This is a genomic window from Xanthomonas sp. LMG 12460 (genome assembly GCF_009192895.1).
GTDB lineage: Bacteria > Pseudomonadota > Gammaproteobacteria > Xanthomonadales > Xanthomonadaceae > Xanthomonas_A > Xanthomonas_A sontii.
Window position 1 is genome coordinate 1 of the sequence record NZ_NKUH01000120.1, and the last position, 26,650, is coordinate 26,650.

The 26,650-nt window shown below is 69.4% G+C and carries 27 protein-coding genes and 1 pseudogene; 15 read left to right on the forward strand and 13 right to left on the reverse strand.

Annotated features, from left to right (window positions below):
- Positions 1 to 360 precede the first annotated feature (360 nt).
- The 5 genes from CEK66_RS19030 to CEK66_RS19050 all read right to left on the reverse strand — a co-directional run bounded on the left by CEK66_RS19030 (position 361) and on the right by CEK66_RS19050 (position 3,986).
- The gene (locus CEK66_RS19030) at positions 361 to 1,785 is read right to left on the reverse strand and encodes a virulence factor family protein (protein WP_193312718.1); all 1,425 of its coding nucleotides are present in this window, start codon (positions 1,783 to 1,785) and stop codon (positions 361 to 363) included.
- A 121-nt stretch (positions 1,786 to 1,906) separates the two neighbouring features.
- Entirely contained in the window at positions 1,907 to 2,092 is a 186-nt protein-coding gene (locus CEK66_RS19035) for an oxidoreductase-like domain-containing protein (protein WP_017908246.1), read from the reverse strand.
- Between the two features lie 78 nt (positions 2,093 to 2,170).
- Positions 2,171 to 2,770, reverse strand: coding sequence for a hypothetical protein (locus CEK66_RS19040; RefSeq protein WP_152237944.1), 600 nt, complete (start codon positions 2,768 to 2,770; stop codon positions 2,171 to 2,173).
- The gene (thpR, locus tag CEK66_RS19045; RefSeq protein ID WP_043092684.1) at positions 2,767 to 3,387 is read right to left on the reverse strand and encodes an RNA 2',3'-cyclic phosphodiesterase; all 621 of its coding nucleotides are present in this window, start codon (positions 3,385 to 3,387) and stop codon (positions 2,767 to 2,769) included. The genes CEK66_RS19040 and thpR overlap by 4 nt, the downstream gene beginning before the upstream one ends.
- Positions 3,388 to 3,530: 143 nt before the next feature.
- On the reverse strand, positions 3,531 to 3,986 hold the full coding sequence (locus CEK66_RS19050; RefSeq protein ID WP_041500455.1) for a PA2169 family four-helix-bundle protein: 456 nt from the start codon (positions 3,984 to 3,986) through the stop codon (positions 3,531 to 3,533).
- 618 nt (positions 3,987 to 4,604) lie between these two features.
- On the opposite strand from CEK66_RS19050, the gene CEK66_RS19055 reads away from it, so the two are divergent.
- Entirely contained in the window at positions 4,605 to 5,600 is a 996-nt protein-coding gene (locus CEK66_RS19055; RefSeq protein WP_043092690.1) for a tetratricopeptide repeat protein, read from the forward strand.
- A gap of 6 nt (positions 5,601 to 5,606) precedes the next feature.
- On the opposite strand, the gene CEK66_RS19060 is transcribed toward CEK66_RS19055, so the two are convergent.
- Entirely contained in the window at positions 5,607 to 6,809 is a 1,203-nt protein-coding gene (locus CEK66_RS19060; RefSeq protein ID WP_152237945.1) for an MFS transporter, read from the reverse strand.
- A 263-nt stretch (positions 6,810 to 7,072) separates the two neighbouring features.
- On the opposite strand from CEK66_RS19060, the gene CEK66_RS19065 reads away from it, so the two are divergent.
- The gene (locus CEK66_RS19065; RefSeq protein WP_152237946.1) at positions 7,073 to 8,161 is read left to right on the forward strand and encodes an alkene reductase; all 1,089 of its coding nucleotides are present in this window, start codon (positions 7,073 to 7,075) and stop codon (positions 8,159 to 8,161) included.
- 64 nt (positions 8,162 to 8,225) lie between these two features.
- On the opposite strand, the gene CEK66_RS19070 is transcribed toward CEK66_RS19065, so the two are convergent.
- Positions 8,226 to 8,567: a zinc ribbon domain-containing protein YjdM gene (locus CEK66_RS19070; RefSeq protein ID WP_017908239.1), complete on the reverse strand. Its 342-nt coding sequence runs from the start codon at positions 8,565 to 8,567 to the stop codon at positions 8,226 to 8,228.
- A 105-nt stretch (positions 8,568 to 8,672) separates the two neighbouring features.
- On the opposite strand from CEK66_RS19070, the pseudogene CEK66_RS19075 reads away from it, so the two are divergent.
- From CEK66_RS19075 to CEK66_RS19110, 8 genes and pseudogenes are all read left to right on the forward strand, one after another.
- Positions 8,673 to 9,614 (forward strand): annotated as a pseudogene (locus CEK66_RS19075) (cation diffusion facilitator family transporter); the annotation flags it as partial.
- A 125-nt stretch (positions 9,615 to 9,739) separates the two neighbouring features.
- Positions 9,740 to 10,210, forward strand: a complete 471-nt coding sequence (locus tag CEK66_RS19080) for a peptidylprolyl isomerase (RefSeq protein ID WP_152237948.1) — start codon at positions 9,740 to 9,742, stop codon at positions 10,208 to 10,210.
- A gap of 122 nt (positions 10,211 to 10,332) precedes the next feature.
- Entirely contained in the window at positions 10,333 to 11,691 is a 1,359-nt protein-coding gene (locus tag CEK66_RS19085) for an Hsp70 family protein (protein WP_152237949.1), read from the forward strand.
- Positions 11,692 to 12,018: 327 nt separating this feature from the next.
- Entirely contained in the window at positions 12,019 to 12,345 is a 327-nt protein-coding gene (locus CEK66_RS19090; RefSeq protein WP_017908235.1) for a YkgJ family cysteine cluster protein, read from the forward strand.
- Positions 12,346 to 12,361: 16 nt separating this feature from the next.
- The gene (locus CEK66_RS19095; RefSeq protein ID WP_152237950.1) at positions 12,362 to 12,562 is read left to right on the forward strand and encodes a hypothetical protein; all 201 of its coding nucleotides are present in this window, start codon (positions 12,362 to 12,364) and stop codon (positions 12,560 to 12,562) included.
- Between the two features lie 241 nt (positions 12,563 to 12,803).
- On the forward strand, positions 12,804 to 13,598 hold the full coding sequence (locus CEK66_RS19100) for an EAL domain-containing protein (RefSeq protein WP_152180853.1): 795 nt from the start codon (positions 12,804 to 12,806) through the stop codon (positions 13,596 to 13,598).
- A 91-nt stretch (positions 13,599 to 13,689) separates the two neighbouring features.
- Entirely contained in the window at positions 13,690 to 14,268 is a 579-nt protein-coding gene (locus tag CEK66_RS19105) for a mechanosensitive ion channel domain-containing protein (protein WP_152237951.1), read from the forward strand.
- 109 nt (positions 14,269 to 14,377) lie between these two features.
- On the forward strand, positions 14,378 to 14,641 hold the full coding sequence (locus CEK66_RS19110; RefSeq protein ID WP_152237952.1) for a DUF2789 domain-containing protein: 264 nt from the start codon (positions 14,378 to 14,380) through the stop codon (positions 14,639 to 14,641).
- Between the two features lie 3 nt (positions 14,642 to 14,644).
- Here the strand turns inward: CEK66_RS19110 and CEK66_RS19115 are convergent, their stop codons facing one another.
- Entirely contained in the window at positions 14,645 to 14,911 is a 267-nt protein-coding gene (locus CEK66_RS19115) for a DksA/TraR family C4-type zinc finger protein (protein ID WP_010342319.1), read from the reverse strand.
- 113 nt (positions 14,912 to 15,024) lie between these two features.
- Positions 15,025 to 15,558: a DUF2058 domain-containing protein gene (locus CEK66_RS19120; protein ID WP_152237953.1), complete on the reverse strand. Its 534-nt coding sequence runs from the start codon at positions 15,556 to 15,558 to the stop codon at positions 15,025 to 15,027.
- A gap of 117 nt (positions 15,559 to 15,675) precedes the next feature.
- Here CEK66_RS19120 and CEK66_RS19125 point away from each other — a divergent pair, with 117 nt between their 5' ends.
- On the forward strand, positions 15,676 to 16,173 hold the full coding sequence (locus CEK66_RS19125) for a YgjP-like metallopeptidase domain-containing protein (protein WP_043092704.1): 498 nt from the start codon (positions 15,676 to 15,678) through the stop codon (positions 16,171 to 16,173).
- A 68-nt stretch (positions 16,174 to 16,241) separates the two neighbouring features.
- Complete coding sequence (locus CEK66_RS19130; protein WP_152237954.1) at positions 16,242 to 16,952, forward strand: rRNA pseudouridine synthase; 711 nt, start codon at positions 16,242 to 16,244, stop codon at positions 16,950 to 16,952.
- Between the two features lie 97 nt (positions 16,953 to 17,049).
- On the opposite strand, the gene CEK66_RS19135 is transcribed toward CEK66_RS19130, so the two are convergent.
- Positions 17,050 to 17,856, reverse strand: a complete 807-nt coding sequence (locus tag CEK66_RS19135; RefSeq protein WP_148828783.1) for an SGNH/GDSL hydrolase family protein — start codon at positions 17,854 to 17,856, stop codon at positions 17,050 to 17,052.
- A 505-nt stretch (positions 17,857 to 18,361) separates the two neighbouring features.
- Here CEK66_RS19135 and CEK66_RS19140 point away from each other — a divergent pair.
- Positions 18,362 to 19,963, forward strand: coding sequence for a PQQ-binding-like beta-propeller repeat protein (locus CEK66_RS19140; protein WP_017914692.1), 1,602 nt, complete (start codon positions 18,362 to 18,364; stop codon positions 19,961 to 19,963).
- A 251-nt stretch (positions 19,964 to 20,214) separates the two neighbouring features.
- Here the strand turns inward: CEK66_RS19140 and CEK66_RS19145 are convergent, their stop codons facing one another.
- On the reverse strand, positions 20,215 to 23,127 hold the full coding sequence (locus CEK66_RS19145) for a TonB-dependent receptor (protein WP_152237955.1): 2,913 nt from the start codon (positions 23,125 to 23,127) through the stop codon (positions 20,215 to 20,217).
- A gap of 721 nt (positions 23,128 to 23,848) precedes the next feature.
- On the opposite strand from CEK66_RS19145, the gene CEK66_RS19150 reads away from it, so the two are divergent.
- Positions 23,849 to 25,249, forward strand: coding sequence for a serine protease (locus CEK66_RS19150; protein ID WP_152237956.1), 1,401 nt, complete (start codon positions 23,849 to 23,851; stop codon positions 25,247 to 25,249).
- Positions 25,250 to 25,381: 132 nt separating this feature from the next.
- Positions 25,382 to 25,549, forward strand: a complete 168-nt coding sequence (locus CEK66_RS20470) for a hypothetical protein (protein ID WP_193312719.1) — start codon at positions 25,382 to 25,384, stop codon at positions 25,547 to 25,549.
- A gap of 101 nt (positions 25,550 to 25,650) precedes the next feature.
- Here the strand turns inward: CEK66_RS20470 and CEK66_RS19155 are convergent, their stop codons facing one another.
- A complete protein-coding gene (locus CEK66_RS19155; RefSeq protein ID WP_017908222.1) occupies positions 25,651 to 25,824 on the reverse strand; it encodes a DUF1328 family protein in 174 nt (57 codons plus the stop codon).
- Positions 25,825 to 25,977: 153 nt separating this feature from the next.
- On the reverse strand, positions 25,978 to 26,553 hold the full coding sequence (locus CEK66_RS19160) for an N-acetylmuramidase (protein ID WP_152237957.1): 576 nt from the start codon (positions 26,551 to 26,553) through the stop codon (positions 25,978 to 25,980).
- Positions 26,554 to 26,650 lie beyond the last annotated feature (97 nt).

Sequence of the window (26,650 nt, forward strand, 5' to 3'; positions counted from 1 at the left end):
CATTATTGGTAGGCGGAGTATAGGGGACGTATCTTAGGCAGCGTAAGAGGTGTGTAAGAGGGAGTCGCTTGAGGGCGGGGTTGGGCGTTTTGGGGGTGGGTATTCGGTTATGGGCCGAGATGCGCAATTTGGGAGTGGGGATTCGCAAGAGCCCAACCCGGGTCTTCGCGCGTGGTTGGGGGTCGAACCCTCATCCGCCCCTTCGGGGCACCTTCTCCCGAGGGGAGAAGGAACAGCGCTAGCCCCTCTCCCCCCGGGAGAGGGGTTGGGGTGAGGGTACGGCGGCCGACGACGCGAGCGCGCAAGCCCGCACGCGCGACCAACCTCCAATCCCCAATCCCGCCTCCCCAATCCCGGCTTCTACTGAATCCGCTGCAGAATCTGCTTGGCCAGCGTGGCGTAATCGCCCTGGAAATGATGGTCGCCGGGCAGCTTGACCAGTTGCACCGCGCCCTTGGGCAGGTCCGGGCACAGCGCGTCGTCGTCGTCCTCGCCATAGATGCACAGGGTCTGCGCCGGCGGCATCTTCGCCACTTCCGGGGCGATCGGCAGGCCGTCGTCGCCGGAGCTGATCCAGTTGGACACGTGGAACTCGTAGTCGGCGGTCTTGCCGACCGACAGCAAGGCGGTGAGCTGCACCTGGTCGCGCATCGCTTCCGGCAACTGGTTGTAGGCCGCCGGCAGCACGTCGGCGCCCTGCGAGAAGCCGATCAGCACCACCCGCCCGCGTTGCCACAGGTGGCTGTAGTGGCGGTAGATGCGGTCCAGGTCGGTGGCGAAGCCCTGCGGCGTGCGCTCGCTCCAGAAGTAGCGCAGCGAATCCACGCCCACCACCGGGATGCCGGCCTTGGCCAGGGCGCCGGCGACCTGCTGGTCGAGTCCGGCCCAGCCGCCGTCGCCGGAGACGAAGATCGCGAACACGTTGCCGTTGTCGGCATCGCCCGCGCCCGCGGCGGCAGGCACTTCGACCACCGGCAGCCCGGCCAGGTCGGCCGGGGTCGGCGGCAGACTGACGCCGGGCCGATCGCCCAGCGAACGCACCGCCGCACGCAGGCCCGGCAGCGCATCGCCGCTGGCGCTGCGGCGGAACTGCCGCGCCTGCGCCACCTTCTGCAGGAACGCATCGCTCTGCTGGGTGCAACGGTCGCGGCGGGTCTTGGCATCGAGCGCGGCCAGCCACGGCACCGGCAGCGCAGTCGCCTGCAACGCACGCGCCGGCGCGGTGATGCCGGCGCCGCAGATCTGGTCGTCGAGCACCTGCACCGGGCAGAAATCCTCGGTCAGCAGGCCCGCCAGCAGATGCTTGGGCGCCTGCGCCGCGACCGCATAGGCCAGCGCGGCGCCGTCGCCATCGCCCACCAGCAACGGCAGGTGGTAGGTCGGCACGTGGAAATAGGCCTGCACGTAGCGCGAGAAATTCTCCACGTCGCCGGCGGAGAAGCCGCAGGTGCCGTCGATCTTGGCCAGCACCGCCTGCAGGTGCGCACTGTCGATCACCGCGACCATCGCGCCGTCGTCGCGCAGCGCCTCGATCTGGCGCATGCGCTCGGCGTCGGCATGCTTGCCGCCGGCGAACCACAGCACCACGCGCTGCGCGTTGCCCTTGGGCAACAGCACCGGCACCTGCTCGAAGCGGCCGTGGCTGAGCTTTTCCGGCGCCGCGGCCGGTGCGCCGGCACGCGGCGCGGCGGTGGCCGCAGCGCCCGGTGCTGCGCCGGCGACGCCGGCCGCGAGCAGTCCGCCCAATGCACATCCCCACATCCAACCGCCACGCTTCTGCATCATCCGGCAATCCTGAAAAGGCGTGTAAAGATAATCCCGAACGGCGACGGCGCGAAGCGCGGCGCGCTCCCTGGTTCATGCCAGGTACGCCGGACCTGCGCCAGCGCCTGCACCGGCAGGCCTGTCAGGCGTCCGCGTCGGCGCCGGGATGGCGCAGCCGCCAGGCGGCCAGCGCCTGCCGGTAGCGCTCCAGCTCCTCGTGGTAGAGGTCGTAGACGCACAGCGGACAGCCGCTGTCGCAGCAGTCGCTGGGGCCCGGCGGCAGCGGCGCCTGCGGGCGGGGATCGGCATTGGCGGCAGGGTCGGACATGGGGCTCCGTGGCGGCGGCCGGAGCAGACCGGCGCGGCAGTGTAGAAGAAGGCGGCGCAGGCCGCGGTCCGCGTCCCCTCAGCCGATGGCGTGACGCAGGTTGGCGCGCGCGGCCGCGTCGTAGCGCGCATGGAAGCGCTCGCTGAGGAAGATGCGCGGCTGCGCCAGCACGGTGCGCAGGAACGCGCGGCGCTTGCGTCGGTACAACCAGCCCGGCACCACGCCGCGGTACTCCTCGGCGATGGCGCGGTCGTAGGCGGCGAAGGCCTCCGGCGCGGCGCCGAGGATGGCCATGTCGCAATCCAGGAACAGCGCGGCGTCCGCATCCACCGAGTCGACGGTCAGTTGCCCGTGACGCGCGGTGAGTTCGATCAGCGCCGCCACCCGCGTCGCCTCCACCGCGGCGTCCGGCAGCCATTGCGCGATCGCCGCCTCGGCCAGGCGCGCCGACTGCGCTTCGTTGTCGCCGCGGCCGGCGCGATAGACCGCATCGTGATAGAGCACGGCCAGGTAGACCTCGCGTGGCTGCCGCCAGCCGGTGTCGGCGGCGACCTCGGCGTAGTGCGCCAGCACCGCCTCGACGTGGCCGAAATGGTGATACGCCCGCGGCGGTTCGGCGTAGGCCGCCCGCAGCTGCGCCCATTGCGCCTCGGGCAGGGTCAGCGGCGCCGCGTTCATGCGCCGTGCTGCGCAGGGGCGGCGCGCAACGGCCAGCTGGCTTCGTGCAGGTAACGGCCCTGGCCCTGTACGCTGCGGATCAGGCTCAGCGACGTCGCCTGCCAATGCAGCGCCGGCACCTGCTGCGACGCCAACGCCTGATCGACATAGGCCAGGGTCATGTGCGGCAGATAGGCGCCGTCGGCGCGCGGCGCCACGCCGTGTCGGGCCAACTGCTGCTGGAGCGCCTGACGCAACGCCAGCAACGGCGCGGGCTCGGCATCACCGCGCAGTACCAGCGGTCGGCTACGCGCGCGGCTGTCGAAAGTCACCGCCTGGTCGAATGCAAGTTGAAAGGGCGAGGCCGCAAGCGCCTGCCCGGCGGCGCATGCCTGCTGCAGCAAGCGTGGCGGAATCCCGGCGTATTCGCCCAGATAGTGCAAGGTCACGTGCAGCCGCTCGGGCGGCAGCGCACGCCCGTGCAGACCATGCGCCTGGCACAGTTGCTGGCCAAGGCTGTGCACCGCTTGCGCGGTTCGCGTGTCGGGTAGCAGTGCAAAGAACAGGCTTTCGCGTGCGGCAGGCGCATCGAAACCGAGCGAAAACTGGGCGCCGGCAGGCGCAGCATCGGGAGACATGGGCAGAAGCGGCAAACGCCGCAATCAGGTCGGGCAGCGGTCGAGCACGCATGGTAGCAAGCGCACCGTCCCGCTGCAGACCATCGGCACGCCGACCCGGACAACGCCGCGATGCGGAGCGCCGGGCCGGCGGCGGGCGGCACTTATGCCGCGTTCTTCATCGCGTGCTTGCGGGTGCGCATCACGTCGTGGCAGGCGCGCACTTCCGGCAGCAGGCGGGTGGCGGCGTCGCGCGCGGCGACCGGGGTGTCGGCGTCGGCGATCGTCTCGTTGAAGGCCTTCAGCAGGCGATCTTCTGACTCTTCCAGCTCGGCGACGTAGCCGTACTTGGTGTCGCCCAGCGCGGCGCGGACCTTGCCGTACATCTGCTGCATGCTGCCGACCATGGTGCCGTGCTCTTCCGGCTTGCCGCCGACCGACTGCACCACTGCGCTCAGGCTGCTCACGATGTCCGACTTGACGCCGGCGATGCGCAGGAACAGCGCGGACAACTCGGCGTCGCCCACCTTCTTGGCGGCTTCTTCGTAGAAGTCCTTGCCGTCGCGGGAAATGGCGATGAGGTCGTTGAGGCTGTGCGTGGTCTTGCTCTGGATGCTCATGGGAAACTCCTGTGGCGAGGCCAGCGATATCGCGCAACGGGCACACGGGGGTGAACCTGGATATCGCACGGCGCGGTCGAGAGGATTGCCGCGTTGCGTGGTGTTGGCGATGCTGGGCAGAGCGGCATAAAGCGCACGTGAGCCATCGGCGCTCGCTCGTCACGCGGCATTGCCCGTGGTGAACACGCGTTCATGGCCGCACTGCGCAGTCAGACATGTGGCGAAGTTTTCACCATCCTGTCTGCGTGCATTGTGGCGCCTGCGTGGCAGCGACTTATCCACACGGTTGCCCCACGTTCGTCCACAGCGGTTGTGGATGACCGCCGCCATCGATCGCGTCGGCCGGAGACCGCTCGTCGGCACCGCCACGATGACCGTCCTGTCTCGCCAGCGAGGGCCTATAGTGCAGGCGAGCCCTCGCCACTGCAGGGCACCGCGAGGTGCGTCATGTTCGCCTGGACCGCGTTCGCCCTGCTCGCCGCCGCCACGGCCGCCCCGTCGCCGCCCACACCGTCGCGACCTTCATCGCACACGGCAGCGGCCGTCCAGAGAGAGGCGACACCGCCGGTTCGGGCGACGACTACCGCGGCAACCGCCGTTCCGATCCCTGAGCAGATCATGCAGCTGCCACCGGCGCTGCATGCGCTGCTGCAGCAGCGCATCGACCGCGGCGCCGATGCCGAACACCGTCTGCAGCAACTGGTGGCGCTGGCCTTCGATGCCAACGGCCTGGACCTGCAATACGACCCCAAGGCCACCCACAGCGTCGCCGAGAGCTACGCCACGCGCCACGTCAACTGCCTGTCCTTCACCCTGCTGTTCGTGGCGATGGCGCGCGACGTCGGGCTGCAGGCGCAGGTCCAGGAAGTACGCCGCGTGCTGAGCTGGTACAAGGACGGCAATGCGCTGTACAACGTCGGCCACGTCAACGCCGGCGTGCGCGTGGACAGCGGCCGCGGCAGCATCGACCTGGACCGCAGCGTGCTGATGGACCGGCGCGGGCCGCAGCCGATCTCCGACCGCCGCGCCCTCGCCCACTACTACAACAACCGCGGCGCCGAGCTGATGGTCGACGGCGATCTCGACGGCGCCCGCGCGTATCTGGCGATGGCCCTGCAGATGGACCCACGCTTCGCCGGGGCCTGGAACAACCAGGGTGTGCTGGCGATGCGCGATGGCGACAGCACCGCCGCCGCACGCGACTACGCCAAGGCGCTGGAGATCGATCCGGAACACCTGCCGGCGCTGTCCAACGCCGTGGGCCTGGCCCGACGCCTGGGCGACGGCACGCGGGAGGCCGCCCTGCAGCGGCAGATGGAACAGGTGCGCCAACGCGACCCATTCCAGCAATACCTGCTCGGCAACGAGGCGGAGCGACGCCAGGACTACCCCGCAGCGATTGCCTACTACCGGCATGCCCTGCACCTCTACGACGGCGCCCACCTGCTGTACTTCGCTCTGGCCCGCGCCTACCTGCACAGCGGCGACACCCGCCGCGCCACCGCGGCGCTGCGCGAGGCCATGGCCCACGCCGATCCGGCCACGCAACCGCGCTACCAGGGCAAGCTGGACGCGCTGCGCAGGCTGTCTTCCACGGCGCGACCGCTGCCCTAGCGCCCCCTAGCCGGCCGCATGCGCGCAGGCGCCACGCCGTGCCGCCTGGCGCGCCCACAGGTAGATCAGCAGGCCGCCCACGGCCATCGCCGCGCCGACATAGCCGGTGGAGGTCCAGCCCAGGCCGGCGCCGATCGCGATCCCGCCCAGCCACGGCCCCAGCGCGTTGGCCAGGTTGAACGCGGCATGGTTGGAGGCCGCGGCCAGGGTCTGCGCGTCGCTGGCCACGTCCATCAGGCGGGTCTGCAGCACCGGCGCCAAAGCGCCCATGCTGCCGACCGCGACCACCGCCGGCAGCACCGCCCACGGCGAGGTGGCCGCCAGCGGGAACACCAGCAACACCGCCAGCGACCACAGCAACACCAGCGGCACCGCGCGGAACTGCATCCGGTCGAACAGCCAGCCGCCGGCCAGATTGCCGAGCAGGCCGCCCAGCCCGAATGCGCCCATCGCCACCGGGATCCAGTGTTCGGACACGCCGGTGACCTCCATCAGGGTCGGTGCCAGATAGCTGAAGACGCAGAACATGCCGGCGAAGCCGATCGCGCCGATGCCCAGCGCCAGCCACACCTGCGTGCGGTTGAAGGCGCGCAGTTCGCGCAACGGCGAGGGCCGCGCCTCCTGCGGATCGGCCGGCAGCAGGCGCCACACCAGCACCACCGTCAGCACCGCGATCGCCGCGACCAGGGCGTAGGCATAGCGCCATTCCGCCACCTGGCCGAGCCAGGTCGCCAGCGGGTTGCCGACCAGCACCGCCAGGTTGAGGCCGAGCAGCACCCGGCTGACCGCCGCGCCACGCTGGTCGGGCGGACCGATCGACGCGGCCACCAGGGTCGCCACACCGAAATAGGCGCCATGCGGCAGGCCGGCGACGAAGCGCGCCAGCAGCATGCTGTGATAGTCCGGCGCCACCGCGCTGGCGAGATTGCCGAACGCATAGAAGCCCATCAGCGCCAGCAGCAGATCGCGCCGCGGCCAGCGCGCGCCGAGGATCGCCAGCAGCGGCGCACCGACCACCACGCCCAGCGCATAGGCACTGATCAGATGCCCGACCTGCGGCGCATCGATGACCAGACCACGGCCGATGTACGGCATCAGCCCCATGGTGGAGAACTCGCTGGTGCCGATCGCGAAACCGCCCATCGCCAGCGCGAACAGGATCAGCACGTAGCCGCGCTGCGACAGCGGCACCGTGGCGGATGAGGTCATGCGCACGTCCCGAAGGAAAGGGCCGCCCATTATTGTGCATTGCAGCAAGTCCTGCAGCCCCGCCTGCGCAACGCCGCGTTGCGCGGTGCCGCTGGTGGCGCCCGGGGTGGCGATGCCCTCGCGAAGGTGCCGCCGCAGCAACGCACTGTCCCACCGCACCGCCGGGAAACCGCCGCGCGCGTCCCCATGTCCTGCACGCACGCCGCCTTGCAGCGCCCCGCTGTAGGGTCGGCCGCCCCACCCCACCACCAAGAGACCCCCCGATGACCGACACCGCTTCCCCGCTGTTCACGCCGCTGCGCTTGGGCGCGATCGCACTGGCCAACCGCATCGTGATGGCGCCCCTGACCCGCAACCGTGCCGAAGGCGAAGGCCGCATCCCCTCGCCACTGGCCGCCGAGTACTACGGCCAGCGCGCCAGCGCCGGCCTGCTCATCGCCGAGGCGACCCAGATCAGCCCGATGGGCCAGGGCTACAAGGACACCCCGGGGATCTACAGCGACGCGCAGGTCGCGGCCTGGAAGAAAGTCACCGACGAGGTGCATCGCCGTGGCGGCAAGATCGTGCTGCAGCTGTGGCACGTCGGCCGCATCTCGCACGTCAGCCTGCTGCCGGGCGGCGCCGCGCCGGTGGCGCCCAGCGCGCAGCGCGCCGATGCCAAGACCTTCACCGCCGAGGGCTTCACCGACGTCTCCGCCCCGCGCGCACTGCGCCTGGACGAAATCCCCGCGCTGATCGAGGACTTCCGCCGCGCCGCCCGCAACGCCATCGCCGCCGGCTTCGACGGCGTGGAAGTGCATGCCGCCAACGGCTACCTGATCGACCAGTTCCTGCGCGACGGCAGCAACCACCGCGACGATGCCTACGGCGGCAGCATCGAGAACCGCACCCGCCTGCTGTTCGAAGTGGTTGAAGCGGTGGCACAGGAAATCGGCGCCGACCGTACCGGCGTGCGCCTGTCGCCGGTGACCCCGGCCAACGATGCGCGCGACAGCGACCCGCAGCCGCTGTTCGAGCGCGCGGTGGAACGCCTGGATCCGCTGGGCCTGGCCTTCGTGCACGTGATCGAAGGCGCCACCGGCGGCCCGCGCGACAACATCGCCTTCGACTATGCGGCGCTGCGCGCCAAGTTCCACGGTCCGTGGCTGGTCAACAACGGCTACGACAAGGCACTGGCCGAACAGACCGTGGCCTCCGGCCGCGCCGACGCAGTGGCGTTCGGCCGCCCGTTCATCGCCAACCCGGACCTGGTGGAACGACTGCGCCGCGACGCGCCCTTGAACCAGGTGGACGCCGACACGCTGTACGGCGGCGGCGCCAAGGGCTACACCGACTACCCGACGCTGGTTTGATCGCGTCCTGCGGCGGCACCGCATCGGTGCCGCCGCAGCGGGCGATGCAGTGGGGCTCGCCCGCTCACGCCTTGCGCAGGAAGCAGGTCTTCAGCACCAGGCCCTTGATCTTGTCCGAGTTGCCTTCGATGTGTTCGGCATCGTCTTCGACCAGGCGGATGCCGCGGATCACCGTGCCCTGCTTCAGCGGGATCGACGAGCCCTTGACCTTCAGGTCCTTGATCACCACCACCGTGTCGCCGGCCTGCAGCACGTTGCCGTTGCTGTCGCGTACCACCGTCGCCGCGTCGTTGGCGGCGTCGGCCGCGACCGGCCACTCGTGGCCGCAGTCCGCGCACACCCAGTTGGCGCCGTCGACATAGGTGTTTTCCAGGGTGCATTGCGGACAGGCGGGTGCGGCGGGCATGGGAATCCTTGATACGGCGACGACGGCGAGCCGCCTATTGTAGCCGCCCGCCCCGTGCCGCCGTGCGGCCGCGCCAGCCGCAGGAATCTCATGTCCGCTTCGTCCGGGTCCCGCCTCGCGATCTACGCCGCGCTCGCCGGCAATCTGGCCATCGCCATCGCCAAGTTCGTCGCCGCGGCGATCTCGGGCAGCTCGGCGATGCTCAGCGAAGGCGTGCATTCGCTGGTGGACACGGTCAACGAGCTGTTGCTGCTGTACGGCCTGCGCCGCGCCGCGCGCCCGGCCGATGAGACCCATCCGTTCGGCCACGGGCGCGAACTGTACTTCTGGAGCTTCATCGTCGCCCTGTTGGTGTTCGCGCTCGGCGCGGGGGTGTCGCTGTACGAGGGCATCGCCCATATCCGCGATCCGCAGCCGGCCAGCGACCACACCCTCAACTACATCGTGCTGGGGCTGTCGCTGGTGTTCGAGGGCGGCTCGTGGTGGGTCTCGCTGCGCGAGTTCCGCGCGCGCAAGGGCCGCCTGAGCTACGTACAGGCGTTCCGCGAGAGCAAGGACCCGAGCCTGTTCACCGTGCTGGTGGAAGACAGCGCAGCGTTGATCGGCCTGTTGATCGCGCTGGCCGGGCTGTTCGCAGCGCAATGGCTGGACATGCCGGAACTGGACGGCGTCGCCTCCGTCGGCATCGCCGCGGTGCTGGCCTGCTCGGCGTTCGTGCTGGCGCGCGAGACCAAGGGCCTGCTGATCGGCGAGCCGGCGGCGCGCCCGCTCGGCGACGCGCTGCGGCGCATCGCCGCGGCCGATCCGGACGTGCTCGCGGTCAACGGCGTACTCAGCGTGCAGATGGGGCCGGACCAGGTGGTGGCCGCGCTCAGCGCCGAGTTCGAGGACCAGCGCAGCACCGCGCAGATCGAAGCGTGCATCGAGCGCATCGAGGCCGCCGCGCGCGCCGAGCATCCGGAACTGCAGGCGCTGTTCGTCAAGCCGCAGACCCCGGAGACCTGGCTGGCCCGGCGCACCGCGCTGCGCCGGCCGCCGCCGGCCTGAATGGCGGCGCCCCGACGCGACTTGCGGCCCTGCGCCGCTTTTCGTTAGGGTAGCCGGGTAGCACCCCTCTCATCGCGCTGTGACTGTGCCGGCGTATCCCCCTTACTCACTGAACGAGGTTTCCCATGGAGATCGCCAACGGGCTTGTCGCCACCATCCACTACACCCTCACCGACGACGCCGGTGAAGTGATCGACCAGTCCTCGCCGGACAATCCGCTGAGCTACCTGCACGGCGCCGGCAACATCGTGCCGGGCCTGGAAAAGGCGCTGACCGGCAAGCGCACCGGCGAGTCGGTCACCACCGACGTGATCCCGGCCGAGGGCTACGGCCCGCGCCACGAGCAACTGGTGCAGCAGGTGCCGCGCGGTTCGTTCCCGGATGCCGGGTCGCTGGCGCCGGGCATGCAGTTCCAGGCGCAGACCGACCAGGGCCCGCTGCTGGTCACGGTCACCGAGGTCGGCGAAGAACTGGTGACCATCGACGGCAACCACCCGCTGGCCGGGCAGGTGCTGCACTTCGCCGTGGAAGTGGCCGGCGTGCGCGAGGCCACCGAGCAGGAAAAGAACCAGGGCCACGCCGGCGCCGCGCTGTAAGCGACCCGGTTTCGCGCCCCCGACGAGGCCCGCCGATGCGGGCCTCGTGCGTTTGCGACCGCGCTTGCGTCGCGCGGCGGCTTGCCCCACAGTGCGCGGCCCCTCCCGCCCCCGGCACCGTCATGCGCCTCGGTATCGACTTCGGCACCAGCAATTCCGCCGCCGCCGCGGTGATCGACGGCCGCGTGGTGCCGATCGAGTTCGGCGCGCAGCAGCAGTTCCGCACCACGGTGTACTTCCCCGAGGTGATGCGCGACCCGGCCGAGTTCGACCTGACCCCGGCGCTGGAACGGCAGGTGGACGAGCTGATCGAATCCGGCCGCCGCGACGCGCTCGCCGCCGGCCGCGAACGCAGCCCCGACGCGTTGCGCCGCGACGCGATCCGGGTGGTGCGCCGGCAGTGGATGGAAACGCAGATGCGCGAGCCGCGCAGTTCCGCGGCGCTGCTGCAGAACGCGGTATACGGCGATGATGCACTGGACGCGTATTTCGTCGAAGGCGAAGGCAACCTGGTGCAGAGTCCCAAGTCGATGCTGGGCTACAACCTGCATCCGCGCGCGCGCCAGACCATCACCGGCATCGCCGCGCACATTCTCGAACACATCCGCCTGACCGCCTCGCAGCAACTGGGCGTGCAGGTGCGCCGCGCCCTGCTCGGCCGCCCGGTGCAGTTCCGCAGTTCGATCGGCGAGGCCGGCAACGCGCAGGCGCTGGAGATCCTGCACAGCGCCGCGATCACCGCCGGCTTCGACGACGTCGCCTTCCTGGAGGAACCGGCCGCCGCGGCGATGCATTACCACGCGGTCAGCCGCGAGCGCCACACCGCGGTGGTGGTGGACATCGGCGGCGGCACCACCGACATCGCCCACGCCAGCGTCGGCGGCGACGCCGCGCCGCAGGTGCACCGCGCCTGGGGCATCCCGCGCGGCGGCACCGACATCGACCTGGCGCTGAGCCTGGCCGGGTTCATGCCGCAGTTCGGCCGCGGCATCACCCGCGTGCCCTCGCACCACTACGTCGAAGCGGCGATGGTGCAGGACACCACCCGCCAGCGCGATTTCCGCCAGCACCGCTACGACGCCGTCCCCGCGCCGTACGAGGCGCGCCTGCAGGCGCTGCAGGAACCGGGCAACACCGCGCGCCTGTACCGTGCGGTGGAGCGCAGCAAGATCCGCCTCAGCGACGCCGAGCGGCACACAGAGACGCTGGACTACATCGAAGCCGGCTTGCAGGTGCAGGTGCAGGCCGAGGAACTGGTGCAGGCCGCACGCAGCTACCTGGAAGCCCTGCAGGAGCTGCTGGCGCAGGTGCGCCAGGACATCGGCGGCGACCCGGCCGCGGTGTTCCTGACCGGCGGCATGTCGCGCGCCGGCTACCTGCAGCGCCTGGTCGTTGCCGCGTTCCCGCAAGCGCGCCTGGTCCACGGCGACCCCTCGTTCGGCGTGGTGCAGGGCCTGGCGCTGGCCGCCGCGCAGGACTGACGCAGCACAGGCAGCACAGGCGTCGGCGGCCCCTCCCCGACCGGTCGCTCGCGGCCGGCGCGCCGCCTGCGGCCCGCATTGTTCATGCAGCGGGCGCACGACTGGCGTAGCATGGCGGCACGCTTCAGCGTCACGTCGCTACGCGCGTCTCGTCCGGCCGTTCCTGTCGCCCGACTCGCTTCCTTCTCGCGCCAACCTCCGTCCCTTTACGGGCCGGATCCTTCGGAGCGCCATGTCCCCCGCCCTTGCCACGCTCCAGATCGAGCGTCTGGCGTCGCCGCTTCAGCCACCTTCCTGGCCGACAGGTCCGGATCGGGGCGGCGACGCATGAGCGAGAGCGCGCGGGACGCGACCGACGCTGACATCGCCTGCGACCGCTGCGACGCGATCTGCTGCCGCCTGACCGTCCTGGTGATGCCGGACGACCACGTCCCCGAGCATCTCACCGAGTACACCCGCGAGGGTCTGCACGTGATGGCGCGCGACGAGGACGGCTGGTGCGTGGCGGTGGACGGCGCGCGCATGTGTTGCTCCATCTACGCGCAGCGCCCGGCGGTCTGCCGCAAGTTCGCGATGGCCGGCCCGTACTGCCGCGAGATCCGCCGTACCCACCACGAGCAACTGACCCGTGGCATTCCCCTGACGATGTACTGACTGCAGGAGTTCCAGCATGGCACGACCGACCAGCACCACCGCTTCGCCCGGCGCCAGGAACACACGCGGCGCCAGCGCCGCGGACAAGGCGCAAAAGGGCCTCAGCCGCGAGCGCATCGAGGCCGACCTGGCCGCGTTCCACCAGGCCGGCGGCCGCGTCGAGGTGCTCGGCACCACCCGCGTGCTGAAGAAGGTCGACGTCGCCGACGCGGGCTAGCGCCCGCGCATCCCGCCGTCATCGCGCACCTGCGGCGGGACACGGCCGGACGTGGACGCCGGGCCACGCCGCGCGAGGACGCGGCGCCTGGCACGCGACGACGGCGCCTCCGGTTGGCGCCGACGACCACACGGCCAGGTCCAACACGGCGTCCTCGGAGCGCCGGCGCCGGCGCGCAAGCACGGCACCGTCTTCACGCTAAAAGCGCATACTGCGATCTCTTCCACGGTCTCGTTTCGGCATGCTCCTGCGCTCCCTGTCCGCCGAACTCGGCCAGCCCGCCTGCGGCAACTGTCGCGATGGCGAGCCGCTGGATTTCGCCGTGCGCATGGCGTTCCAGCCGATCGTCGATGCCGCCACCCGCTCCATCTACGCCTACGAGGCGCTGGTGCGCGGCGAGGACGGCAGCGGCGCGGCGGCGGTGCTGGCGCGGGTGCGCCCGCAGCAGATGTACCGCTTCGACCAGACCTGCCGGGTGCAGGCGATCGCCACCGCCGCGCAGCTGGGCCTGCGCACGCGCTTGTCGATCAACTTCATTCCCAATGCGGTGTACGAACCGGCGACCTGCATCCGCCTGACCCTGAGGGCGGCCGAGCACTTCGGCGTGCCCACCGGCGACCTGATCTTCGAGTTGAGCGAGTCCGAACGCATCGCCGACCTGCCCAAGGTCGTGCGCATCCTGCGCGACTACGCGCAGCGCGGCTTCCTCACCGCGATCGACGACTTCGGCGCCGGCCACTCCGGCCTCAACCTGCTCGCCGATTTCCAGCCGCACCTGATCAAGCTGGACATGGCGCTGATCCGCGGCATCGACGGCAGCGCCGCGCGCCGCCACATCGTCGGCGGCATCGTCGCGATGGCCGCGCCGCTGGGCTGCCGCATCCTCGCCGAGGGCGTGGAGACGCCTGCCGAGTACCGTGCACTGCGCGCGCTGGGCATCGACCTCTACCAGGGCTATCTGTTCGCCAAGCCGGCGCTGGAAGCCTTGCCGGACGTCACCGAGGCGCAGTGGGAGGCGCTGGAACGCGCCGGCTGAGCCGCCCACCGCCGCAGCGCACGCCAGCACGACTTGCCCGCGGCGGCCACGCTTGCGACCATCGCGCCTCCCCTGCGTGTTCCGAAGTGCAATGCCCTCGCTCCATACCCTGCTGCCGCCGTGGACGCACCGCTGGCTCGACGTGATCGTGCCCGGCGCGCAGATCGTGCTGATCGTGCTCGGCGCGTGGTTGCTGCGGACCTTGCTGCGACGGTTGATCCGGCGCCTGGGCGAGCACTACGCGCTGCCGCCGGAACTGGTGATGATGGCGCGCCGCGGCAGCGGCTTCGTGATCTACGCGGCGGCGCTGCTGCTGATCCTGGACCGCTTCGGCGTCTCCGGCACCGTGCTGTGGACCGCCTTCACCGGCTTCGCCGCGGTCGCGGCGGTGGCGTTCTTCGCCGCCTGGAGCGTGCTGTCCAACATCTTCTGTACGCTGTTGATCTTCACCACGCGCCCGTTCCGCCTGCACGACCACATCGAATTGCTGGAGAACGGCGAAAAGCCGGGACTGAAGGGCCAGGTGATCGACATCAACCTGATCTACACCACGCTGCGCGAGGAACGCGACGGCGACGGCGAGAGCGTGCTGCAGATCCCCAACAGCCTGTTCTTCCAGCGCAGCACGCGCCGCTGGCGCGGCCATCCGGCTCCATCCGGGCTAGGCTGAGCGCCGCACGCCACCGACGCGGACGCTGACGCCACGCACATGACGAAGCCGCTATGGTCGATGCCAGCCGCCTAGCGCGGCGATCTCCCCTTTCCCGACCAGGTACTGCATGGAACCCGTCATTCATCCGTTCGCCGACCTCTTCGCCCAACTTGGCCTGCCCAACAGCGAAGACGAGATTCGCCAGTTCATCGCCCAGCATGCGCCGCTGCCCGATGACATGCGCCTGGAAGAAGCCCCGTTCTGGACACCCGCGCAGGCACAACTGCTGCGCGAGGAGCGCCTGGAAGACGCCGACTGGGCGATCGTGGTCGATCAGCTCAACATCGCGCTGCACGCAAAGCCTGCGCTGGAGACCGATCGCGCCGGCTGAGCCTCAGCGCAGCTGGCTGTCCTTGCTGCCGCGGCGGTTGTAGCCGCTGTGCTCGTGCTGCGCGCGGTCCTGCGCGTCCTGGCAGGCCACGCACAGGCGCACACCCGGCACGGCCTTGCGCCGCGCCTCGGGAATCGGCGCGTCGCAGTCCTCGCAGTGGCTCAGCCCCGGCCCCTGCGGAAGTTGGCTGCGCGCCCGCTTGATCGCATCCTCGACGGTCGCATCGATCTGGTCCTGCACCGCGCCGTCGCCTGCCCACCCAGTGGCCATGGTCGTCTCCGCACTCTTGCCTTGCCTGGATGATGCGGCCCGCACCGGCGAATGCAATGCACGCCGGCTTCACCTCGCCGAGACGTTCATGCAGCGCCGCCCGGCGTCCCGCCTCACCAGATCAGGTCGTCCGGGACCTTGAACTGGCTGTAGTACGGATCGTCCTCGCCGCTGGCCGGCGTTGCTGCCAGCGCATCGAACACGATGGTCGCCGGATCGCGCGCGACGATCTTCTCCACGACGGCGCGCGGCACCGGCACGTAGCCGGCATCCAGCCGCGCGATCGCCACGCTGCCGGCGATCAGCTGCGCGCGCAGCGCCGCATCCACCCGCAGCCGCTGGATCTTGCCGGCATCGGTGAAGTGGTAGTCGATCTCGCCGTCGGCCTTGAGCTTGTGGCTTTCGACCAGTTGCCGCGCCTGCGCGCGCTGCTCCTGCACACGCGCCTGCGCATTGCGCTCGGCGGACAGCGCACGATCGCGCTCCACCCGCTCCTGCCGCAACCGCTCGCTCTCCAGCTGCTCGGCACTGGGCGGCGGCGGGGTCTTGCCCTGGCGCGCCTTGGCCTGCTCGCGCGCGACCTGCGCCACCTGGCTCTTCTTCACCAGGCCGGCCTTGAGCAGTTGCTCCTGCAGGGGATTGCGCATCGGAAGCGTCCACGGACTCGGATTCGGGAGGCGCATGATACCCGCAGCGCCGGTGCCCGCCCGCGAAGGCCGCACACGGCGGATGCCCCGCCGCGCGCGCCAGGCTAAGGTGGCGGGATGGACACCCTGCGCTACCTCGTCGGCTACCCACCCCAGGTCCTGGACCAGGTGCGCGAACTGATCGCGCGCCAGCGCCTGGGCGACTGGCTGCGCCGCCGCTACCCCGAGGCCAACGCGGTGCGCACCGATCGCCAGTTGTACGACTACACGCAGGCGCTGAAGGACCGTTGCATGCGCAGCGCCGAGCCGCTGCACAAGGTGATCTACGACAACCGCCTGCAGGCGGTGAAGCACGCACTCGGCACCCACACCACGGTGTCGCGGGTGCAGGGCGGCAAGCTCAAGGCCAGCCGCGAGATCCGCATCGCCGGCGTGTTCCGCGATGCGCCGGCGGCGTTCCTGCCGATGATCGTCGCCCACGAACTGGCGCACCTGAAGGAAAGCGCGCACAACAAGGCCTTCTACCAGCTGTGCGCGCACATGACGCCGGACTACCACCAGTTGGAATTCGACCTGCGCCTGTACCTGACCCAGTTGGAACTGGCCGAGCACTGAGGCGCAGCTGCGTGGCAGCGTCCCCGCGACGCCCGTACACTGCGCCCCCGACCGATCGCGTACTGCCGATGCCCAGCCCCGTCCGTCTCGACAAGCATCTCGCCGCCCTGCTGCCGTGTTCGCGCGGCGAGGCGCAGCAGTACATCGAGGGCGGCTGGGTCAGCGTGGACGGGGTGGTGGTCGAGGAACCGCAGACGCCGATCACCACCCAGCAGGTGACGCTGGCGCCCGACGCGCAACTCGGCCCGGCGCAGGCGGTCACGCTGCTGCTGCACAAGCCGGCGGGGATGCGCGCCGAAGAGGCGCTCGCGCTGGCGACGCCCGGCAACCGCAGCGCGCTGGATGCCAGCGACATGCGTGTGCTCAAGCGCCATTTCCTGCGCCTGAGTCTGCCGCTGCCATTGGAGACCGAGGCCAGCGGATTGCTGGTGCTGAGCCAGGACCGCCGCGTACTGCGGCGGCTGAGCGAGGATGCGGCCACGCTGGAGCAGGAGTTCGTGGTGGAGGTGAGCGGCACGTTGCAGCCCTACGGCCTGCATCGGCTCGCGCACGGCCTGCGCCATGGCCAGCGCACGCTGCCGCCGTGCAAGGTCAGCTGGCAGAGCGAACAGCGCCTGCGCTTCGCGATCAAGCACGTGCAGCCGGGCCAGTTGCACGACATGTGCGCGCAGGTCGGGCTGGAAGTGACCGGCCTGCGCCGCCTGCGCATCGGCCGCATTCCGCTGGGCAAGCTGGCGCCGGGCGAGTGGCGCTATCTGCCGGAGGGTGAGCGGTTCTGAGGGATTGCGGGTGCGGCCTCGCCGATCGTTGTTGCCGGCGGTCGTACCCTCACCCCAACCCCTCTCCCGGGGGAGAGGGGCTAGGAGCGCGCGTGGCTCAGGGCTTTGCCAGCGCGCGCTGGATCGCCTGCTCGGCCAGTGGCGCCATCACCGCATAGCCGGCGTTGTTGGGGTGCACGCCATCGATGGCCACGGTCTTGTCCATGCCGCCGTCGCGGTTGCTCAGCTTGCTGTAGTAGTCCAGGTACACCGCGTCGTGCTGCTGCGCGTACTGCTGCATCCACGCGTTGAGCGCACGCACCTTCTGCGCCGGCTGCAGGCCCGGCCGCCACGGATAGTCGGTCACCGGCAACACCGAAGCCAGCACCACCTTGATGTGATGCGCCTGCGCAAGCTCGGTCATCGCGCTGAGGTTGTCCTCGATCATCTCCAGGGTGGACAGCCCGGTGTTGCCGGCCAGATCGTTGGTGCCGGCCAGGATCACCACCACCGCCGGCTTCAGGTCGATCACGTCCTGGCGGAAGCGCACCAGCATCTGCGCGGTGGTCTGCCCGGAAATGCCGCGATTGACGTAAGCGGACTTGCCGGGGAAGAACGTGGTGCCTTCGCGACGGCCCCAGGCGTCGGTGATGGAGTCGCCGTAGAACACCACGCGCGGCGCGTCCGCGGCCGGCGCCGGCAACGCGGCATTGTCGGCGCGATAGCGCTGCAGTTGCGCCCAATCGAGGAGGCGCTGCTGCATCGCCTTCACTTCGTCGGGCTTGAGCGTGTCCGGCGCACGCGTGTACAGCGCATCGACCTTGCCCTCCAGCGCCGCGGTGGACACGGGCGTTGCCGCCTGCACGGCGCCGGCGGCCGTGGCGCACAGCGCGATGGCGAGGGACAACAGCGAGGGGCATTTCATCGAGGCATTCCTTGTGCGGACAACGGTGATCGCACAGTGTAACCAACCGCTCGCACCGCCCATGCGGCGTCGCCGCAGCGCACTGCGGCACGTCCGACTGCACCGCAATTCAGCCCGCGCTCACGCGGCGAATCCGGCACACGGGATCGATGGCGCATATCGCCACGCGCCACGCGGACGCAATCTGCCGCGCCGTATCGATGCGCGGCAACACGCGGCCGCGACGGCCATCGCAGCCTGCGACGACATGCGTCACGCGCGTGCCGGCACGATGACAACGCGATGCCGCCACCATCGTTTTTCGCTATCGCAGCAACCTTTTGCAAAGGCCCTAACTTTTTCGTAAGTACATGACACGCAAGGATTTTCACTTCTAGGATGGCCGCGGACGTGACGGGGGGATCCTCACTCCCAAGCCCGAAGGACATCCATGAAAACGCGTGATGCACACCAGAACCACTCCCGCCTGCGGCTGGCGTTGATTCCCGGCTTGATGTTCAGCGCAATGGCGATGGCGCAGTCCGCAGGCACCGCAGCGGCGACGACCGACACCAGCGCCGCCAGCGCACAATGGCGCAGCACGTTCTCCGGCGGCACGCCGTTCGCCACGCACAGCCTCTGGGACAGCGCCGGCGGCGGCTTCCTCAACACCCGCTTCGCGCCCGGCGAATGGCAGATCACTCCGTTCAACGCCGCGCGCCTGAAGACCGCGTGGACCTTCACCACCCAGGGCGACGTCTCGGCCACGCCGACCGTGCAGGGCACGGCGCTGTACGTGCCGGACTGGGGCGGCCAGCTGTATCGCATCGACACCGACCTGGGCAAGGCGGTGTGGCAGGTGAAGCTGGCCGACTACACCGGCATCGCCGGTTCGCTGTCGCGCAACAGCCCGGCGATCGCGCGCGACAGCGTGCTGGTCGGCGACCAGGCCAGCGGCACGGTGCTGGCGATCGACAAGGCCACCGGCAAGCTGTTGTGGAAGACCCTGGTCGAATCCAACCCGCAGGCGCGCATCACCGCCTCGCCGGTGATCTACGGCGACCGCGTCTACGTCGGCGTGTCCTCCGGCGACTGGGGCGGCCTGAGCGCCGGCTACAAGTATTCCTTCCGCGGCAGCGTCGCCGCGCTGGACCTGAAGACCGGCAAGCTGCTGTGGAGCTTCCGCACCACGCCGGAGGGCTACACCGGTGCCTCGGTGTGGGGCACGCTGGCGATCGATCCGCTGCGCCAGCGCGTCTACGCCACCACCGGCAACAACTACTCGGTGCCGACCGAGGTGGCCAGCTGCGTCAAGAACGCCAACGGCGACAAGACCGCGCAACTGGCCTGCATGGCGCCGGACAACTACGTCGACTCGGTGTTGGCGCTGGACATGCGCAGCGGCAAGCCGGTGTGGACGCGCCGCCTGCAGGGCGCCGACGCCTGGTCGCTGTCGTGCCTGGTCGCGCCGACCAATGGCCTGTGCCAGGACCCGCAGGGGCCGGACTACGACTTCAGCGGCGGCGGCGCCAACCTGTTCACGGCGATCCGCAACGGCAAGCCGCAGGCGCTGGTCGGTGCCGGACAGAAGAGCGGCGTGTACTGGGCCTTCGACGCCGACACCGGGCAGACCGTGTGGTCGACCCAGGTCGGCCCGGGCGGCACCGCCGGCGGCATCGAGTGGGGCTCGTCGGTGGATCCGTTCTCCGGTCGCGTGTACGTGGCCATCAACAACAACGAGCACACGCCGTACACGCTGGCGCCGGGCAACACCGAGACCTGGAACGCCGGCTCCTGGGCCGCGCTGGATGCGGCCAGCGGCAAGATCCTCTGGCAGGTCAAGGTGCCGGGTACCGATCCGGTGCAGACCGCGTTCGGCGCCGGCGGCCGCGGCCCGCTGGCGTCGTCGCCGGGCCTGGTCTATGCCGGCTCGATGTCCGGCGCGATGACCGTGCTCGATGCCAAGACCGGCGCCACGCTGTGGAGCTTCGATGCCGGCGGCTCGGTGTCCAGCGCACCGGCGATCGTCGATGGTGCGGTGTACTGGGGTGCGGGCTACAGCCGCTTCAACTTCGGCACCGGGGTCAACAAGCTGTACAAGTTCGTGCCGTCGAACCGGCGCCGCTGAGCGCAGCTCGGGACCGCCTCTTCGGTTGTAGTGCCTCTCCTGCGAATGCCTCTCCTGCGCAAGCGGGAGAGGCTGTTGCACGACGATCGAGCGCATCGCATCGCGAAGCGCAAGGCGCCAGGTGAGATCACGTGGCGCACGTACGCTTGGACAGCGCGCGCTGCGACGAGAGCTGACACGAGGCAACGCCAGGCCCATGAAGATCCGGGGGCTCCGCTTCCCGCGAAGCCCGCCGACGATCAGCTGACCGCTCAGTTGAACGTGTAGTCCAGGGTCAGGAACATTTCCCGGCCGTTGTACTCGCTCGCGGTCTGCCCGGTGGTGACGAACTCGAAGCCGCCGGCGTAATACGGAATCGCACCGACCTTGTCGAAGATGTTCGACACGGTGAGCTTCGCATGCAGGTCCGGCGTGACCTGCAGGCCGACCGAGCCGTTCCAGGTGATCCAGGCCGGCGCGTGGCCCCGGTAGGTCGTATCCGGCACGGTGACCTGGTTGCCGTCCTGGGTGACCTGGCAGACGCCGGTGGAGATCGTGTTGCCGCCATTGGACACCGTGACCATGCCGGGCTGGATGCCGTTGGGCAGCACGTCGCAGCCGGCGTAGTTGGGGGCGCGCATGCGGCCGTTGCGCACGCCGGAGATCGACACGTTCCAGCGGCCCTTGGTCCAGTCGGCGATCCAGGTCATGCGGCTGGCCACGTTCTGATAGCGGGTGTTCTGCAACGGATCCGACGCCAGCACGCGCTGCTTGTACGACAGGTTGTTGGTGTAGTTGATGCCGGCACGGAAGTCGCCGTAGCCGTCGGTGTGGAACTTGTAGTCCAGCGTCGCATCGACGCCGGCCACGTACAGCGAGGCTTCGTTGATCGGGCCCGATTGCACCGAGACGATCTGGCCGTTGGCGTCGCGCTTCACCATCTGGGTGACCATCTGGCAATACTCCGATCCGGCCACGTGCGCCGTGTACGGCGACAGGCCCGACGTCCCGTTCGGCTTCAGCCCGGTCAGGCAGCCGGCTTCGTCGGCCAGCACGGTGTCCTGGCCGAGGTACTGGATGGCGTTGTCCACGCCCATGTTCCAGTAGTCGGCCGACACCGACAGCCCCTGCACGCCCGGCACCTGCCAGACGAAGCCGTAGGTCCAGGAGTGGCCGGTCTGCGGCAGCAGCAGGCGGCTGCCGTTGGTGTAGAGCGTGTAGTACTGCGACCCGGGACGCTGCACGCTGTTGCACCAGGTGTTGTTGTTCTGCCCGGCCTTGATCGCGTTCACGCACTGCAGCGGGTCGGCGTAGAAGCCCACCGGCGAGGTCGAACCGGTCAGGTAGATGGCCTGCATGTCCGGCGCCTTGAAGTTGGTGCCGTAGCTGCCGCGCAGCAGCAGACCGTCGTACGGGCGCCATTCCAGGCCCGAGCCCCAGGTTCGGGCGATGTCGGCACGGCTGGCGTCGTTGTACTTGTCCAGGCGGCCGGACAGCGTCCAGGTCACCGACTCCAGCACCGGCACGCGGAACTCCGTGCCCAGCGAGAAACGCTGCCGGGTGCCGGCACCGGTGAGGTAGGCGCCGAACGGGTTCTGGAATGTGGACGGATCCGCCGCACGCGGGTCGGGCGACAGCTTGAAGCCGTTGTGTGCGGCTTCGAGCACCGCGGCCCAGCCCACCGACCGATCGGCCCAGGGCAGCTTGAACAGGTCGCCGTTGACGCGCAGTTGCGCCTGGTCGAGCCAGGACGACGCGGTGTTGACGCCGGTCACCGCGAACTGGTCGTACTGCTGCGGGGTGATCGGGTTCCAGAACTGCTGCCAGTTGAAGGCGTAGATCGGCAGGCCGTCGGCGGTGGTGCCCTGCTGCTGGCCGAGGAAGAAGGTGTTGGTGGCCTGCGCGTTGTAGCCGGTGAACTCCTCGCGGACGATGTACTTCTGCGTGTTGAGGTTGAGGTCCCAGTTGAAACGGCCGTCGAACACGGTGCCGCGCAGGCCGGCCTGCAGGTTCCAGTTGCGCTCGCGATCGTAGGTGTTGGCGCTGACGCCGATCTCTTTCTGAGTCAGCTGGCGGATCACCTGGTTGACCGTCTGCCCGGTGGTCTGGTCGTAGAACGGGCCGGCGCTGAACACGTTGAGCTGCGTGTTGGAGATGCCCACGGTCTGGTACAGCGCGGCCGAGCCGTAGAACTGCAGACCGTTCTGGAAGTCGTACTCGCCCGCCAGATAGCCGCTGTTGCTGATGCTGCCCGGGGTCAGCACCCAGTTCTGGAACAGCGCCGGCTGCGCGCAGTAGAAGCCGTTGTCGGTGACGCCGGTGACCTGGGTGCCGTTGGTGGTCACCGAGTGCGACTGGGTCAGGCGCGAGTTGGTGAACTTGTCGCAGGTGCCGGCGGGCGGCGTGATGTAGCGGCCGTTGGCGTCAGTGGCCGACAGCGCGATCGCGCCGGCGGCATCGTACTGGTAGCCGAACATGCGCGAGGCCGGACCCCAGGCGCCGTAGCCCGCGTCGGCCACGGAATCCTGGTACGGCCGGTCCATGCCCCACAGCGCGCTGCGGTTGGAGTGCTCCAAATTGTAGGTCACGTGCCAGTTGTCGCCCGCGCGGCCACCGACGTAGTTGATGTCGCCGTATCGGCGGCCGCCACGCGTCGCGCCGCCCGCAGTGACCTGCAACTGGTTGCCCTGGTAGTCCTTCTTCAGGATCACGTTCACCACGCCGGCGACCGCGTCCGAGCCGTAGATCGACGACGCGCCGGAGGCCAGCACTTCGATGTGATCGATCATCCCGGTGGGGAGGTTGTTGAAGTTCTGGAAGTTGCTCTGCTTGTTGAGCGGCTGCGGGTAATCGACCACGCGATGGCCGTCGATCATCAGCAGGCTGAAACCGGGACCGAGTCCGCGCAGGTTCACCGAGCGCGCATTGACCGAACTGGAGCCCCACGAGGCCGGGTCGGACACCTGCTGGCCCACCTGCGGCAGCGAGTCGAGGAATTCCCACAGGGTGGTGTAGCCCTGCTTCTTGATCTCTTCGCCGGTGATGGTGACCACCGGCGCAGGGCCTTCGACCTCCACGCGCGGGATCAGCGATCCGGTGACCGTCACCGCCTTGAGTTCGACCGGCTTGTCGGCCTTGCCGGCGCCATTGGGCGGGGCCGCGTCATCGGGCGCGGATTGCGCCATGACAGAGGGCGCCCACAGGGCGAGCGCAACGGAACTGGCGATGAGTCCACGCCGGAAAGCGATTCTGTTCACTGGTCTCCCCCCACAGGAGCGATCGATGTTGGAGATATGCCGAGCCCGCCCTAGCCCCCTGGCCTCGCGCGGGCCGTCCGCAAGGCGGTGCATACAAGAACGAAAAGTTCATATATGCGACGCCAGCGTTATAGGCCGAATTTGAATCGATGCAAGCTGCGTCGCAGCACGCCAGATACCGATTCAAGTGATTGAATCTACTGAAATTTGTCGGAAAGATTGCAGAAAGGTGGCAACCGGTCAGGACCGTGCTCGGCGGGAGCGTCCGCGCCTTGCTTCATGCGGCTCGGCGGGGCGGCCTGAGCCGCTGGTGAGCGTGAGCGGGCGGACTGGCCGACGTCCGTGTCGACGTGTCGATCAGGCCGCTCCAGATAGCGCTACCCATCCTGCCCTTCCCAATCGACAGGCTCGTATCCGCATTGCAGCGCGCAGGCAACGGCACCGCTGCGGCATCGCAGCGCCGTGCGCTTCTTTCGCGCCATCACACGCAATGTGAGCAGCTGTCTACGAAACCGGCCCTCCGAGCGTGACGCCTGACACGCAACCGCCCTGGCGTCGTCCGTAGCCTCGGCAGGCACCTCGAACTCGGGTGCAATGGCATCCGGTCCCCTGCCGGATGGTCTCGTCCCTCTTCGCAGAAGGAAGATCGATGAATCGCAAGCATGCGTTGTACCTGGCGTTGCTCGCCGGCATTGCCGGCATGTCCCCCGCCGCCATGGCTGCCACTCCCCCAGCAGCCGAAATGGATTCCGCCCCGGTCGAAGCCCGCCCGGAAGCCGCCGCGCTCGGTGGCGCGGAACTGCGCAGCCTTCCCCCGGGCAGCGCGCACGCCCCGCGCCTGATCGAACTTGCCGCGCCCGACAGCAGCAAGGCCGCGGCGATGAAGCAGGCACGCGGGCAACAGGTCAAGCACGGCCAGCCGCTGCAGATCGGCTTTTCCCGCGACGTCGCCAAGCCCGACATCAACCTGCGTCGCCTGCGCTGGCAGACGCTGCCCAACGGCGCCCAGGTCACCAGTTTCGAAATCGCCTCGACCAACGCGCAGGCGCTGCGCGCAGCGCTGCAGCTCAGCGGCAGCGGCGCCCAGCCCGGCGATCCGCGCAAGGCGACGCTGCGCTTCGCCGGCGAGGATGGCCGTGTGTTCCAGCAGAGCGGCGCCGAGTTCGCCGGCAGCCAGCCCGGCTGGTCGGCGGTGATCGCCGGCGCGCGCATGGTGGTGGAAATCGAACTGCCGGCCGGCCAGTACCCGCAAGGCTTCGCGCTGAAGATCCCGCAGCTCTCGCACCTGGACATCAGCCCGGTGGCCAGCGACACGATGATGCGGCCGATGATCGGCGAGAGCGATTCGTGCGAGCGCGACATCGTCTGCCGCGCCAATCCGACCTCCGGCTTCACCTCGGCGGCCAAGTCGGTGGCGCGCATGACCTTCACCAGCGGCGGCAGCACCTACCTGTGCACCGGCACCCTGCTCAACAACAGCAATTCGCCGAAGAAAGCGATGTTCTGGAGCGCGGCGCACTGCATCAGCACCCAGACCGTGGCCAATACGTTGCAGACCTACTGGTTCTACGACGCCACCACCTGCGGCGGCTCCACGGTCAATTCCAACTACACCACCCTCGGCGGCGGCGCCTACCTGCGCTATACCAACACCACCCGCGACACCACGCTGCTCGAGCTCAAGAGCGCTCCGCCGAGCGGCGCGTTCTACGCGGGCTGGAGCAGTTCGGCGATCGGCTCGACCGGCACCGCGATCGAGGGCATCCACCACCCGGCCGGCGACGTCAAGAAGTACTCGCTGGGCAAGGTCACCGCGCTGTCCAGCTCCATCGACGGCAAGTCGCCGCTGTATCGCGTGCAGTGGAGCACCGGCGTCACCGAAGGCGGCTCGTCCGGCTCCGGCCTGTTCACCGTCAACAGCAGCGGCGCCTATCAATTGCGCGGCGGCCTGTATGGCGGCACCTCGTACTGCAGCGCACCGAGCGATCCCGACTACTACTCGCGCTTCGCCGACGTGTATTCGTCGATCCAGCAGTATCTGAGCCCGTAAGCCAAGGTCCGGGAGGGCCGTACTCCCGCACCTGCGCCTAGGACAGGCCGTCCCGATGACGGCCTGTCCGTTTCGCACGCCGAAGCCGCGCAGCGGCTACACTCAGGGCATTCCCCTGACGGCAGACATGCATTGGCCAAGCCCAACTACTCCTTCGAAAAGCGGCAGCGCGAGCTGGCCAAGAAGAAACAGCAGGAAGAAAAAGAAGCGCGCAAGCGCGAAGCGCGTGCCGCAGCGGCCAAGCCCGCCGCCGACGACGACGCTGCAACGCACGAAGCCGATACCGCCAGCGACGCCTAGGCCTTCAATGGCACGGCAGGCGCCTGCCGACCACCACAGGGCCTCGCTCTACGGACTTGTCGCGCGACGCACCTGCATCGACGCGACACCCGGCCTGGTGCTTAACTGACCTTCTTGGCCAGCATGGTGCCCAGCACGAACAGCACCAGGGCGATGGCGATGCCGGCCCAGAACAGGAACTTGGCGACGCCGATCGCCGCGCCCGCCACGCCGCTGAAGCCGAGCGCGCCGGCGATGAGTCCGATGATGGCGATGATGATGGCCCACTTGATCATGATGCGGTCTTCCCGAAAACGAGGACAGGCGCACGCCGTCATCGCGTGCGCTGGCGTCTGCAGATGGCCGACGCTGGTTCGGGAGACTAGACAGCGCGGCATGCGCATGCGGTGAAACGCAGATGCACGCGCCGTGCACGGCGCGGCGTCGCATCAGGCGGTGCCGGTCTGCGCAGGCGCCGACGCATCGGCCGGCAGGCTCGCCGGGAACCATTCCGCGCGGCGCAGCCAGCCGGCCAGGAACTCGGCGTCGGCCGGACGCTCCGCCACCAGGCGCTGGTAGTAGGCGATGCGCTGCTGCCGGTACTGAGCGTACACCTGTGCCGTGTCCGCACTGGCAAGCGCCGCCAGGGTCGCCGGCCCCATCTCGCCATCGACCGCCAAGCCGGTCGCGCCCAGTTGCTGCAGGACGCGCTGCAGCAGCGAGATCGCGACATCGCCGGCATTGACGTAGAAATCGAACACGAGCTCGGCCAACGTCTGCGAGGCGATCTGATCGGCGCCGATCCTGTCCCAGTAGTCGTGCTGGTAGATCGTCGCGGCCTGCTGCACAGTCAATGCGCGCAGGTTCTGCAGCGTCGGCGCTTGGCCCAGCAGCGCTTGCGCGCAGCGCTGGAAGGTGGCCAGGGTGATGCCGTGGTTGGTGGCGCCGCCCGGATCGTTCGGATCATCGACGAAGCCGCCCTCGAACCGCAGCAGCTGTGGGAGATACAGGTCGAACGATGCCATGGCGACGTCCTCGCGATCGATGGGCGGTCAGCGTGGCACCCGTGGCGGCACCATGCAGTGACCGCGGGCACAACGGGCGCGCCGCCAGGCCGCGCAC